This window comes from Thermocrinis jamiesonii (genome assembly GCF_000702425.1).
Classification (GTDB): domain Bacteria; phylum Aquificota; class Aquificia; order Aquificales; family Aquificaceae; genus Thermocrinis; species Thermocrinis jamiesonii.
Genome location: NZ_JNIE01000003.1, coordinates 42,365 through 55,107, shown reverse-complemented (window position 1 = coordinate 55,107; position 12,743 = coordinate 42,365). Strand labels below are relative to the sequence as shown.

Below are 12,743 nucleotides of genomic sequence, written 5' to 3'. Positions count from 1 at the left end.
TTAATTTAACCCAAGCTTATTCCAAAGCTCGTCTATTTTTTTCTTTACTTCCTCGGACATCCTTATTTCTTTCGGCCAAACTCTTGTGTAGCCTTCACTTCTCCACTTTGATGTAGCGTCTATGATCATCTTTCCACCGAAACCTACCTCGTTGGTGCTGTGGTCCAAAACATCTATGGGACCCTTTAGGATCTGCACGTCTCTGATAGGATCCACGTTGTTGCCCCAAGCCCAAAGCACCTGCGCAAAGTCATGAACGTCTATGTCCTCATCAAAAACCACCACATGCTTTGTCAAAGACATCAAACCCAAACCAAGCAAGGCATACGCAACCTTAAAGGCATGCCCCGGATAGCGCTTTTTTATAGAAACAAAGCAGAAGTTATGAAAACAACCCTCTGCGGGAAGATGATAATCTACCACCTCAGGCAGGTTGAACTTTATTAGAGGTAAAAATATCCTTTCTGTAGCCCAGCCTATGTATTTGTCCTCTTGGGGTGGTTTTCCCACAATGGTTGCAAGGTATATTGGGTCCTTTCTGTGGAGTATGGCGGTTATGTGCATTTTTGGGTATTTATCCACCGGGGTGTAAAAACCCGTGTGATCCCCAAAGGGACCTTCATCCACCAAAGGCTCCTCTGGATCCACGTACCCCTCTATGACTATCTCCGCATAGGCTGGATATTCTAAATCTACCGTTAAACCCTTTACAAGTTCCACCCCCTCCTCTCTTATCAGGCCTGCAAAGAGATATTCATCCACCTCTGGCGGAAGAGGGGCAGAGGACACGTAAGATAGCACAGGATCTCCACCTATGGCAATAGCGACCTCAAGGCGCTTACCCAACCTTTTTGCCTTCCAATAGTGGTGATTTCCATCCTTGTGAATTTGCCAATGAAGGGCAAGCTCTGTGGGAGACAAAACCTGTACCCTGTATAGCCCCACGTTCCTTATCCCGCTTTCTGGATCCTTGGTGATCACCTGTCCAAAGGTGATGTATCTTCCCCCGTCTTCTGGCCAGCACTGAAGAATAGGAAACTCTAAGATGTCTATGTTATCTTTTTTTATCACATCCCTAACCGGACCGTCTTTTACAGTTTTGGGCAAAGCGTCGTTTAACTTTTTAAGCTCAGGCAGGCGTTTTAGCTTTTCTAAAAAAGTGTGGGGAATTTCTGGCCTTAAGAGTTTGTATAGCTTCCAACCTATGTCTTCCAGCCTTTCATAACCAAGGGCAAGCTTTATTCTTTTTTCAGAGCCAAGCATGTTGGTAAGCACTGGAATAGAGTAGTCCTTGACTTTCTCAAAAAGAAGGGCTTTCCCTCCTTTTGGCATCTTGCAAACCCTATCCGTTATTTCTGTAATCTCAAGTATAGGAGAAACCTCAAGCTTTATCCTTGCCAGTTCTCCTTCCCTTTCAAGCCTTTTTAAAAATTCCCTCAGATCCTTGTAAGGCATAAGCTACTCCATTATACATAGGTCTTCTCTGCACCTCACTTGCGGTGTGGAAGTTAGCTTTTGGGAAACATCAAAAAGAAGCATTTTTATAAAATTTCTTATGGACTGTCTAACTTCGTATAGCTCTTTTATCCTTTTAGAAAGCTCCTGAGCCTTTTGGTCATCCCCACTTTGCAGATGACATTCTAACCTTCTTATTAACTTCTCCGTGGTTTCATCGCAATGCACCAAAGCCATAGCCAAGTGTTTCAGAGAACACCAAAGGCTTTCAAGTTTGCTTCTGAACTCTTCCCCTTCTTTTCCCCCTTCTATCTTCAGAGTAGAAAAAAGGATATCCCCCACCGTCTTTCTTTTGTTTCTCAGCTCGTCTATTATAGGGATTAGGTCTTCCACCTTTGTCTCTCCTTCTATTTCCATTAGGTGCTGTTCAGCTTGGGCTAAGTGAGCTATCAAGTATATTGCTTCTTCTACCAAAGCCTCTTCCCACACACCAGCCATAAGCCTAATTATAAAACTTCTCTCTTTATTCTCCTTGATAAATTGCACATTATTTCGTAAGGTATGGTTCCTGCCATCTTGGCAAGGTCTGTAAAGCTTTGATGCGGACCCACTATCTCCACCCAATCTCCAACCTTTGCGTCAGTCCCAGTCAGATCTACCATGGTCATATCCATAGTTACGTTTCCTATGATATCCAAGGCTTTACCTTTGTAATAAACCTTACCCCTGTTTGAAAGGCTTTTCATCATCCCATCCGCATAACCAAAGGCAATCACACCTACCAAAGCATCCCTTTCAAGTTTGTAAGTTCTTGAATAAGATATGGAGTATCCCTTTGGAAGCCTTTTTACGGATATCAACCTTGCCTTTAGACTAAGGACCTGTGTTAGCTGGACAGGATAATTACTAAGGGGCTTTTCTCCGTATATTGCAAGGCCTACCCTTATGTGAGTAGCGTAAGGGACCTTATAGATGACTCCTGCCGAGCTTTCAAGATGGACGTATTTGACGTTTTTGTAATGTTTGAGAATGTTCTTAAACTTTTCTATCTGTTTTTTGGAAAATTCCTCCTCTGCGGGAGAAGATAAGTGAGTTAAAACCCCTTCCACTCTCGGATCATCTATGATTTCTTCCAAAAAGCCAAGCCTTCCCATCCCCGTGTCGTATTTTACATGAATAGGAACGTTTAGCCCTTCCAAAGGTTTTAAATGTTCAGGGTGGGAAACTACCGGCGTAAGAGAGTATTCCTTGATAGCCTTTTCTTCCCCCTTTAGCACACCACCAAGAATAAGTATAGGTTTTTTTATACCGAGCTCTCTCAGCTCCAAACCTTCTTCCACGCAGGCAACCGCAAAAAACTCCACTTCTTTAATACCTTCTAATATCTTTGCTATATGTTTTACTCCTACTCCATAGGCATCGGACTTTACTACCGCTATAACTGGCTTTTTGGAAAACTTTGAAAGACTTTTTATGTTGAACTCAAGGGCTTTGCTGTCTATGGTTAAGATGCTCCGCGACATTGTGGTTTAATTTTAATATGAAGCTCTATAAGGATGTTCCCCTCTCTGCTTACACCACCATAAGGGTTGGCGGTCTGGCAAAGTTTATGGCTTATCCCAAAAGCTTTGAAGATGTAAAAGAATGTATAAACATATCCCAATGGGAAGATATACCCATATTTGTGCTTGGCAGAGGCGCAAATACTGTATTTGGAGACTTTTACGGAATGGTCATAAACACTAAGTTTTTGAATGGCCTTAGAGTAAGGGATATTGGTTGTGGTTTGGAGGTAATAGCGCAGGCTGGCGTGCCTTTAACTGCGTTGGTTGATCTTGGGTTAAAAGAAAACCTTGAGGGTATATACAAACTCGCTGGCTTTCCTGCTACAGTAGGTGGAGCAATAGCTATGAATGCGGGTGCCTTTGGCTACGAAATTTCAAACCATTTAAAGTCCGTAAAGTTCATGCTTTACAGCGGAGAAGTTGTGCAAGAACGTAGGGAAAACTTAGAATTTTCCTACAGAAGGTCCCCTTTTCCTGAAAAAGGAATAGTTTTAGAGGCGGTTTTCTTTTTTCCAAAGGCAGACTATCCAATATATCAGGAATACGAAAGCATAAGGCTAAGGAGAAAACAAACCCAACCTGTTCAGGTGCCAACTGCTGGCTCTACCTTTAAAAATCCACCTTCCTACAGCGCAGGTAGGCTTTTAGAGGAAGTTGGTATGAAGGGCTACAGGTTGGGAAACATAGCATTTTCCGAAAAACACGCAAACTTTCTTGTGAACTTAGGAAAGGCAAGCTTTGAAGAGGTGATTAAAATTATTGATGTAGCAAAAAGAAGGGTTTTTGAAGAGTTTGGTATCGAGCTTGAGGAGGAGGTAAGGTTAATTGAAAGTAGTAGTCCTTATGGGTGGAAGGTCTGCGGAGCGTGAGATTTCGCTAAAAACAGGCCAAGCGGTTTTAAAGGCTTTGCAAGAGCTTGGACACGAAGCCATAGCCTTAGACCTGGAGGACTCAATATGCGAAAAGCTCAGACAGATAAAGCCGGATAAAGTATTTATAGCTTTGCACGGTCCCTACGGAGAGGATGGAAGGATTCAGGGACTTTTGGACATTCTTGGCATCCCATACGTAGGTTCTGGCGTTCTCGGTAGTGCCTTAGCTATGGATAAAGATACCACAAAGAAGATTTTAAGATTTCATAATATACCTACACCGGATTGGATAGCAGTAAGGTATGGAGAAAAACCCGTATGGGATAGGTTTCCCGCAGTAGTAAAACCTTCCGATCAAGGGTCAAGCGTTGGACTTTTTGTGGTAAATAACCAAGAGGAGTTAGAAAAAGCCTTGGAAGAATTATGGAAGATTACAAAAAAAGCTATCGTAGAAGAGTTCATAGAGGGAAGGGAAATAACCGTAGGAATACTAAAACAGCAGACACTGCCACCCATAGAGATAAAACCAAAGAAGGGTATATACGACTACGAAAGCAAATATACCAAGGGTATGAGCGAGTATGAGTTTTTGGAAGAAGAAGAATTAGCAAAAGAGCTGGAGAATCTGGCTATAAAAGCCCACAATGCCCTTGAATTGAAGGACATGTCCAGAGTAGATTTTAGGGTAGACAAAAGTGGCAGACCCTTTGTTCTTGAAATTAACACCATACCTGGAATGACAGAACTAAGCTTATTTCCTATGGCTTGTAGAAAAAAAGGTATTGACTTTAAGCTGATGATATCTATGTTAATATGTTAAAGCGGAGTTATGAAAGAGGAGGGGAAAATAAGTTGGAAAGCTCGACTTGAGTATCCCTTAGCCTTTGTATGGCTTATAGCTATGTCTTTAGGTGGATTCTTTTTACCGAGCTCTTTAAACACAATACCATTATTTAAGATAAAGGTAATTGAAGTTGTTGGAACACAAACAGTATCACCAGAGCTTATTTCTTCAGCTTGTTATCAAACGGCAAAGGGTAATTGGTTGTTTTTGAGCTCTGATAGACTCTTGGCTGAGATCAATAACCTTACTAAAAACTCTGTAGAGCAAGTAAAGATAAAAAGAGATTTAGGGTTGGATGGTGCTAAGATTTACGTTGAGGTTCAAGAAAGAATACCCATAGCTTCTGTAGTCCATGATACTAATATTTTGCTAATTGACCATAAAGGTGAATTTTTTTATAACCCAGCGATAGAAAGCCCATTGCCAGTTGTGTATACTTTTTCTTTTGATTACATAAAAAAACACTTCCCTAATCTAAAGGCCTTTATAGATTTCGTAAAAGAAATAGACCCGAAAATAAAAGAGATATATGTAACTGATAGAAGCACTATTGTATACATATCCAGTAATAAGATAGTCTTGCCCCCAATTAGCAAATTAGACTTGTCTATGTTCGATAGAATCAGAAAAGTTTATAATAAACTTGAAATGAAGTCTACAAACGTTCTTATGATTTCGGAGAGCATGGCTATTATAAAGGAGGGCGAATGAAGGCATGAAGACTGTAGCTTCTCTGGACTTGGGCACCAGCAAAATTTTAGCTCTGGTGGCAGAAATTGATAACTACGGAGATATACACGTTATAGGTATAGGTGAAGCGCCAAGTAAAGGAATAGAGAAAGGACAAATAACAAGGTTGGATTTAGCTGTGGGATCCATATTACGTGCAGTAAAAGAAGCCGAAGAAATGGCTGATGTTAAACTCAATTCAGTAAACCTTGGAATCTCTTCTACCGTTTTAAAAAGTCAAAATGAAAAGGATACTATAAATATATCCCCTCAACCTGTGGAAATAGATGAGACTCAGATAGATAGAATTATAGAGAGGACCACAACCAGAGCAAAGGAGGAAGGCTACGAGATAATAAGCGCAATCCCAAGAAAGTTTGTCTTAGATGAACAGGAAGGAGTTCTTGACCCGGTAGGACTTCTTGGATCTAAATTGACTGCGGAGGTGCACATAGTTAAAGTAGGAACTGCTCTTCTTAGAAATGTTGAAAAAGCTGTAAAATCAAGCGGTCTGAATATAGCTGATAAATACCCTTCCATAATGGCAAGCGCGGAAGCAGTGCTAACGCAAGAAGAAAAAGAAGAAGGGGTTTTACTTTTAGACATTGGTGCAGGTCTTACAGATTTTATCCTTTTTGTTGAAGGCTCTCCCATAATAACAGGAACTATACCCATAGGAGGTAACAGTATAACAAAAGACATTGCCCATTTTATGAGGATAAGCGTAGAACAAGCAGAAAGAGTAAAGCTGGAGCATGGTTTTGCGCTATCCGATTTGGTAAATGAGTCAGAGAGGGTTAAAATCAAGCCCAGGGGTGAGGATAAAGAAGCTATGGTTAGTAAAAAAAGCTTAGCTGAAGTAATACAGATAAGGCTAGAAGAAATTACAGACAGTGTTTTAGGATACATAGACGCTCAAGGAATAAACCTTTCTACAATAAATGCGGGTGTTGTCCTAACTGGTGGTTCTGCCAAGCTTGCAGGTTTGAAGGAGTTTTTTGAAAGGTATTTGGACCTACCTGTTAGGATAGGCTACCCTATGGGAGTCTTTGGGTTAAAGGAAAGGATCCAAGATCCAGCTTACTCTACAGCGGTGGGTTTACTTAGATTGAAGTTGAAACCTTTGTATGGTTATTCCGTTAATTATCAAAATTCTCCAAACTTAGAAAGTGAGGGTAAGATAAAACTTACTGGTTGGTTGAACAAATTAAAATCCTTCTTCAAGGAGGTGCTATGATGGATATGGTAAATCCAACGAGGATAAAGGTTTTTGGAATTGGAGGAGGTGGGTCTAACGCGGTCAACAGAATGTATCTTGATATGATTGAAGGTGTGGAGCTTTTTGCTATAAATACTGATGTACAGCATCTTGCTTCTCTTTCTGTGCCTAACAAAATACAGATTGGAGAAAAGGTTACGAGAGGTTTGGGTGCGGGTGCCAGACCAGAGATCGGAGAACAGGCAGCACTGGAGGATATAGACAAAATAAAGGAAATTCTCAGAAACACAGATATGTTGTTTTTGGCGGTGGGATTGGGAGGAGGAACAGGAACGGGTGCTGCGCCTGTGATTGCGGAAGCGGCAAAAGATATGGGCATTCTTACTGTTGCGGTAGTTACAAAGCCCTTCAACTTTGAGGGTCAAAAAAGACTGCAGGTCGCATTGGAGGGGTTGGAAAGATTAAAGGAAGTGGTTGACACGTATATAGTGATAAATAACCAAAAGTTAGTGGAGATTGCAGAAAGAAACTTTAGCATAAAGGATGCGTTTAAGATGGTGGATGATGTTTTGTCAAAGGCTGTGAGGGGAATTACGAGCATAGTTGTAACTCCCGCTCTTATAAACGTAGATTTTGCGGATGTGCGCACGGTTATGGAAAAGGGTGGGCTAGCGCTTATAGGTATAGGTGAAGGTAAGGGTGATAACAAAAAAGAATTTGCAGTAGACCAAGCAATAGCAAGCCCACTATTGGAAGGGAATACAGTCTCTGGAGCAAGAAGACTACTTATTACCCTTTGGGTAAGCGAAGATGTAGCCTTTAAAGATGTAGAGGAGACCATAAGTAGAATTAGAGAAGAAGCACACGAAGATGCTCTGATTATATTCGGAGCAGTACTTGAGCAGAACAAAGAAAACTTTATGCGCGTTGCGGTTGTTGCTACGGATTTTGAAAATGTAAGCCAGCAAACACAGTTTCGTGTTATAAAGAAGGAACAAAAACAACTACCAAAAGCGGTGCCGGAATCTGTGGTAGAACCTGTTCAGCCCGATATAGAGGAACTGCCCGCATATCTACGCAGGAGGAGAAAAATTTGACGAAAATAGATACAAAAACTGATAAAGTTTTAGCCTTTTTGCTTGGCATTATATACGGGTATAGAGGCGCTTTAGTTGAGGTGAAGAGGAAGGATATTTGCCAATACAACGAGGAAGAGCACTCAAAAGACAAAGTGTATTTTATCAACAGGAAAACTGGATACGTAGGAAATGTAAAGTCATCCGAAGTTACTCACATCTGTGCAATAAGGGAAAATAAAGAGGAAAAAAAGGTGGTAATATTTTTATACAAAAAACAAGGTTAGGTAAGCCTGAGGTAACGCTTTGAAGGACTTTTTAATCCCAGCCATAGACTTAAAAGGTGGAAAGGCGGTCAGATTATACAAAGGGGAAGAGGAAAAGGTTAAGGTTTATTCCAACAATCCAGAGGAAATTGCCAAGCTGTTTGAAGACTTTGGATTTAAGCGTATCCATGTGGTAGATCTGGACGGTGCCTTTGGTAACACTCTTAAAAATCTGGAAGTTATAAAAAACATCAGAAAAGCTTTTTCTGGTGTTGTGCAGGTTGGAGGAGGTCTGAGAGAATTGCAGGCTTTAAAAATTCTTGATGAGATAGGCATAGATCTTTTTGTGGTGGGCACTGTGGCGGTTAAAAGCCCGGAGGTTTTTCAAGAGATGTTAGATTCCTTTCCAGGAAGGATAATTCTTTCGGTGGATAGCAAAGGTGGTAAGGTTTCTGTGGCGGGATGGAAAGAGGGCAGTTTATATACTCCCGAAGATCTTGCCAAACTTTACGATGAAAAGCCTATATGGGGCTATCTTTACACCGTAGTAGAAAAGGATGGCACCTTGGAAGGTGTGGATGTGGAACCTTACCTTAGGTTTAAGAAATTTGTTAAAAAGCCCGTTCTTGCAAGCGGGGGAGTATCAAGCATAGAGGACCTTAAAAAATTGAAAGGTTTGGTGGAAGGAGTGATAGTTGGAAAGGCTATTTACGAGGGTAAGATAAAGCTGGAAGAATTAGAATAATAACTATGGAAAGATTTGCGGTGCTTTTGCTCAATATGGGCGGTCCCGACTCTTTGGATGCGGTTGAGCCTTTCTTATACAACCTTTTTTCAGACCACGACATAATAGAGATCCCAAAGCTAATCCAAAAGCCTGTTGCCTTTGTTATCTCCAAGTTCAGGGCAAAGAAAACAAGGCATTACTATGAGCTAATGGGAGGGAAATCTCCCCAAAGGGAACAAACGGAAATGCAAGCCAAAGCACTTCAAAAACTACTGCCAGAAAAATTTATAGTCAAGGTAGCAATGAGATATTGGAAACCTTTTATAGAGGAAGCGGTAAAGGAAGCTCTACAGGAGGGTGCAAAGGGCTTTATACTCCTTCCTATGTATCCCCAATATAGCAAAACAACCACCGGCTCTTCTTTCAACGAGTTTGACAGAGTATACAGCAAACTTGGGCTTAACCTTCCGGTAGTCAAAATAAAGTCCTATCACAACCATCCCCTCTACATAAGGGCCATGGTAGAAAACATACTTTCCAGTGTGAAAAAGCCAGAGGAATACTTTTTTCTATTTACCGCCCACAGTCTGCCGGTTAAAGTCATAGAGAGGGGAGATCCGTACAAAGATCAGACGGAAGAGACAGTAAGGCTAATAATGGAGCATTTCCCTAAGGTAGAGTACGCTTTGGGCTATCAGAGTAAGGTAGGACCAACCCAGTGGTTAAAGCCAGAAACAGAAGAGCTTTTGAAAAAACTAATAACTTCTGGAAAAAAGAAAATAGTGCTCATACCTGTTTCTTTTACTTGTGAGCATTCTGAAACCCTTTACGAGCTGGACTATCTTTATTACAACTTGGCAAAGGAGCTTGGAGTGGAAGAGTTTATAAGGGTGCCTACTTTGAAAGACCATCCAACTTATATAGAACTTCTGAAAGAGCTCACTTTAAGTGCTTTTCAAGAGCTTGAAAGGCAACCTTCGGATTCGGCTTACACCCAGTCCAAATCCTGAAGCTTTCCAATCCCTGATAAACCAGCATTTTAAGACCATCCAGATATACTGCACCCCTTTTCTGAGACCACTCCTTCAAAAGGGTGTTTTTCCCGTAAATCAGCTCAAATACCACTTGACCTTCCTTCAAAAGAGAATAGTCAAAGAGCAAATAATCTTCTGTTAGACCTACGGAGGTGGTATTTACGATTATGTGTGCGGAGTCTAAAACCTCCTCAGGTGAGGAAACAGTTTCGGATTTAAAAATTTCCGAAAGCTTCTTTGCCTTTTCTTTGGTTCTGTTCCAAAGATAAACCTTAGCATTCTCCTTTTCCAGTGCATACAAAACCGCACGTGCAGAACCACCTGCACCTAAAACCAAAACTGTTTTTCCCTTTAACTCTCCAACGGTCTCCCTTAGGCTGTTTAAAAAACCTATCCAATCTGTGTTGTAGCCCTCAGTCCTTTCTCCAAACTTAACAGTATTTACCGCTCCTATTTTTTCCGCATCTGGATGGACAAAGTCCAACATATCAACGATTGCCTCTTTGTGTGGAATGGTTAGGTTTATACCTTTTACATTCAGAGCTTTTAAACCTTCAAAAGCGGTTTTCAGCTCCTCCCGCTTTACCTCAAAGGGAACATAAACCGCATTTAAACCTACATACTCAAATAGCTTGTTTTGAAACAGGGGAGAAAGGGAGTGCTTTACAGGATATCCCACTACTCCATAAAGGGAAGTATTACCGGAGATGTTCATAAAATACTGTGTTTTGAAACAGATATTTCCACCTTCTTTACCCAGTTTAGATTGCCCTTAAGGGCAATATCCACAACATCCTTCAGCGTAGCATCCACGATGGGACATTCAGTGCATCCACCTTCAAACTGAAGATATACCGCATCATCCTTTATATCCACCACCCTTAGATTCCCATGATGCTCTTTTAGGGCTGGTCTTATCTTATCCAACACATTTTCTACTTCTTTCAATCTTTCCTTTTCCATCTTACTCCTCCGATTCTCTTATTAAATTTTGGATCTCCAACCAAATTTTTCCCTGATCGTCCTCATCCAAATCCATAAGTCTAAAAAAACCCTTTATTGTTAGCTTATCCGCTACCACGTCAAGCAGTTCTTCCTCTTCTAACCTATTAAGACCATAATCCCACAGTATGTTTCTTATATCGGGATACCTTTCTAAGAGTTCCTTCAAGTTTGTATCTAAGGTCACCCTTTCCTTCATAACTCTTTTACTTTCTTGATAAAAAGATGATACTCACCGTCCTCTTCGTAAAGACCCAAGAATTCTTGCCCGGTGGTTTTGCACCAGGCAGGTATATCCTCTACCACGCCAGGATCATCTGCTATCAATTCCAAAATCTGACCTATTTTCATTTGCCTTATCATCTTTGCGGTTTCTGATATAGGCACTGGACAGAATGTCCCTACCACATCATGAACTACATCCGGCTTTATATCACTCAACTCCATGGACCTTCTCCTTTATTATTTTAAAACTTTCTAAAATTTCCTCGCTTAATGGTTCAGCCCAAAGGCAGATTTCCTTATCTCCGATTTTTATAAGCACTTCCGCTGGTTCCCTTTTGGAATACCTGCACACCACACCAGCTATTGTGGGATACTCTTCTTCGGTTGGCAATCCTTTTATGAGCACAAGGGTTCCTTTGTTGTCCTGTCTTTTGGCATATCCGTAGCGGTTGATAAAGCCCTTTAAGAAGTTTACTTCTCCTTCGTTTCTTGCTACTATGAGCTTTGCGCCAGATGGTAATCTAAGATGTCTTCCTACGGACAGAAGAACAAGGTCCTCCCTTGTTATGCTTCCCTCCACGCTTAACGCCTCTTTGAACTTTAGAGCGTAGTTTGGATCTGTCAGATAACAGCATCCTCCTGCAGGTTGTTCGTATTCAAGGTTGTACTTTTTGGCAAGCTCTATTTGCACTTTCCTCCCTCTGCCTCTTATTCCAAGAAGTTTTTCTCTATCTACCCAACCTAAATTTTCTGGAATGGTGGGCGGTAAAAGTTTGGCAGAAAGGGGCCTTAAAATATAACCTTCCAATCCAGACTCCTTTTCTATTAACCTAAGAGTAGGAAACATTTGACTCATAGGCCTTTGCCCTAAGACCTCCCCAGTTATCACAAAATGATAACCTCTTTCCTGCATAATTTCTTTTGCCTTTCTCAGCATCATTATCCTGCAGTCTATGCATGGATTTACGTTTGCCCCATAGCCATACTTTGGATTTAACACCACCTCAAAGTATTCATCCGATATATCTACGATCTCCAAAGGCACACCAAGCTGGACTGCAGCCCTTAGAGCTGGATTCACATATGGTGAGCCATCTTCTCTTTTTATACCGAGCCTTCTTTTTTGTTCGGTTATACAAAAACCTGTGTAAAAGTGGAGGGCATAAACCTGAATGCCTTGCTCTTGTATAAGCTTAATCGCTAAACTGCTGTCAAGCCCTCCCGAAAGGAGGGCAAGGGCCTTTATACCACTCATAGGGACAGGAATTCAAATTCGGTCTTTTCTTCTTCTTCCTCTTCGTAACAGTCTGGAATTCGTGCTGCTTCTTCAAGCCTTCCCTGTTTAATAAGGTAATCCTTTATGGCGACGTGTAGTGTTTCCAATCCAAGGTTTGTGCAGTGGATCTTCTGCGGTGGAAGACCTCCAAGCTCGTCAAAAATGTCCTTGTAGGTTAGGTTAAGTGCATAGTCTATGGTTTTGCCCTTTACCATCTCGGTAAGTTGGGAGGATACCGCTATAGCGGAACCACATCCAAAGGTCTTAAACCTTACGTCTTCTATAACATCTGTTTCTGGATTAACCTTTATGGTAAACAACATGGCGTCTCCGCAGGCAGGATTCCCACACTGCCCTATTCCGTTGGCATCCTCCAAAACACCAACATTTCTTGGGTTCAAAAAGTGATCAAGCACCTTTTCGCTGTATTCAAACATGTCAAACACCTCCTGT

The 12,743-nt window shown here is 41.3% G+C and carries 17 protein-coding genes; 8 read left to right on the top strand and 9 right to left on the bottom strand.

The window, feature by feature from the left end:
* From K217_RS0102905 to alr, 3 genes are read right to left on the bottom strand one after another with little or no spacing between them, the layout of a single operon-like run.
* Positions 1–1,455 carry a menaquinone biosynthesis decarboxylase gene (locus tag K217_RS0102905; RefSeq protein WP_029551632.1) on the bottom strand — a complete coding sequence of 485 codons (1,455 nt, stop codon included), beginning with the start codon at positions 1,453–1,455 and terminating at the stop codon, positions 1–3.
* A 3-nt stretch (positions 1,456–1,458) separates the two neighbouring features.
* Entirely contained in the window at positions 1,459–1,953 is a 495-nt protein-coding gene (locus K217_RS0102900) for a hypothetical protein (protein WP_029551631.1), read from the bottom strand.
* 8 nt (positions 1,954–1,961) lie between these two features.
* Positions 1,962–2,978, bottom strand: coding sequence for an alanine racemase (gene alr, locus K217_RS0102895; protein WP_029551630.1), 1,017 nt, complete (start codon positions 2,976–2,978; stop codon positions 1,962–1,964).
* Positions 2,979–2,995: 17 nt separating this feature from the next.
* On the opposite strand from alr, the gene murB reads away from it, so the two are divergent.
* From murB to hemH, 8 genes are read left to right on the top strand one after another with little or no spacing between them, the layout of a single operon-like run.
* Positions 2,996–3,889: a UDP-N-acetylmuramate dehydrogenase gene (gene murB, locus K217_RS0102890; RefSeq protein WP_029551629.1), complete on the top strand. Its 894-nt coding sequence runs from the start codon at positions 2,996–2,998 to the stop codon at positions 3,887–3,889.
* Entirely contained in the window at positions 3,846–4,712 is an 867-nt protein-coding gene (locus K217_RS0102885) for a D-alanine--D-alanine ligase family protein (RefSeq protein ID WP_029551628.1), read from the top strand. Before murB ends, K217_RS0102885 begins: the two co-directional genes overlap by 44 nt.
* A gap of 9 nt (positions 4,713–4,721) precedes the next feature.
* Positions 4,722–5,447 carry a cell division protein FtsQ/DivIB gene (locus tag K217_RS0102880; protein WP_029551627.1) on the top strand — a complete coding sequence of 242 codons (726 nt, stop codon included), beginning with the start codon at positions 4,722–4,724 and terminating at the stop codon, positions 5,445–5,447.
* A gap of 4 nt (positions 5,448–5,451) precedes the next feature.
* The gene (ftsA, locus tag K217_RS0102875) at positions 5,452–6,702 is read left to right on the top strand and encodes a cell division protein FtsA (protein ID WP_029551626.1); all 1,251 of its coding nucleotides are present in this window, start codon (positions 5,452–5,454) and stop codon (positions 6,700–6,702) included.
* Positions 6,702–7,781, top strand: a complete 1,080-nt coding sequence (ftsZ, locus tag K217_RS0102870; protein WP_038028083.1) for a cell division protein FtsZ — start codon at positions 6,702–6,704, stop codon at positions 7,779–7,781. Before ftsA ends, ftsZ begins: the two co-directional genes overlap by 1 nt.
* Complete coding sequence (locus K217_RS0102865) at positions 7,778–8,047, top strand: hypothetical protein (protein ID WP_029551624.1); 270 nt, start codon at positions 7,778–7,780, stop codon at positions 8,045–8,047. The genes ftsZ and K217_RS0102865 overlap by 4 nt, the downstream gene beginning before the upstream one ends.
* A 19-nt stretch (positions 8,048–8,066) precedes the next feature.
* Positions 8,067–8,771, top strand: a complete 705-nt coding sequence (gene hisA, locus K217_RS0102860; protein WP_029551623.1) for a 1-(5-phosphoribosyl)-5-[(5-phosphoribosylamino)methylideneamino]imidazole-4-carboxamide isomerase — start codon at positions 8,067–8,069, stop codon at positions 8,769–8,771.
* Positions 8,772–8,776: 5 nt separating this feature from the next.
* Positions 8,777–9,763 (top strand): ferrochelatase, encoded by a 987-nt coding sequence (gene hemH, locus K217_RS0102855; protein ID WP_052178061.1) that lies wholly within the window; start codon positions 8,777–8,779, stop codon positions 9,761–9,763.
* Here the strand turns inward: hemH and aroE are convergent.
* From aroE to K217_RS0102825, 6 genes are read right to left on the bottom strand one after another with little or no spacing between them, the layout of a single operon-like run.
* Positions 9,693–10,502, bottom strand: coding sequence for a shikimate dehydrogenase (aroE, locus tag K217_RS0102850; protein ID WP_029551621.1), 810 nt, complete (start codon positions 10,500–10,502; stop codon positions 9,693–9,695). The two genes, hemH and aroE, sit on opposite strands and share 71 nt — an antisense overlap.
* Entirely contained in the window at positions 10,499–10,750 is a 252-nt protein-coding gene (locus tag K217_RS0102845; protein ID WP_029551620.1) for a NifU family protein, read from the bottom strand. Before K217_RS0102845 ends, aroE begins: the two co-directional genes overlap by 4 nt.
* A gap of 1 nt (position 10,751) precedes the next feature.
* On the bottom strand, positions 10,752–10,988 hold the full coding sequence (locus K217_RS0102840) for a DUF1858 domain-containing protein (RefSeq protein ID WP_029551619.1): 237 nt from the start codon (positions 10,986–10,988) through the stop codon (positions 10,752–10,754).
* Positions 10,985–11,236: a sulfurtransferase TusA family protein gene (locus tag K217_RS0102835; protein ID WP_029551618.1), complete on the bottom strand. Its 252-nt coding sequence runs from the start codon at positions 11,234–11,236 to the stop codon at positions 10,985–10,987. The genes K217_RS0102840 and K217_RS0102835 overlap by 4 nt, the downstream gene beginning before the upstream one ends.
* Positions 11,223–12,269, bottom strand: a complete 1,047-nt coding sequence (locus K217_RS0102830; protein ID WP_029551617.1) for a tRNA 2-thiouridine(34) synthase MnmA — start codon at positions 12,267–12,269, stop codon at positions 11,223–11,225. Before K217_RS0102830 ends, K217_RS0102835 begins: the two co-directional genes overlap by 14 nt.
* Positions 12,266–12,727, bottom strand: coding sequence for an iron-sulfur cluster assembly scaffold protein (locus tag K217_RS0102825; RefSeq protein WP_029551616.1), 462 nt, complete (start codon positions 12,725–12,727; stop codon positions 12,266–12,268). Before K217_RS0102825 ends, K217_RS0102830 begins: the two co-directional genes overlap by 4 nt.
* Positions 12,728–12,743: the final 16 nt, after the last annotated feature.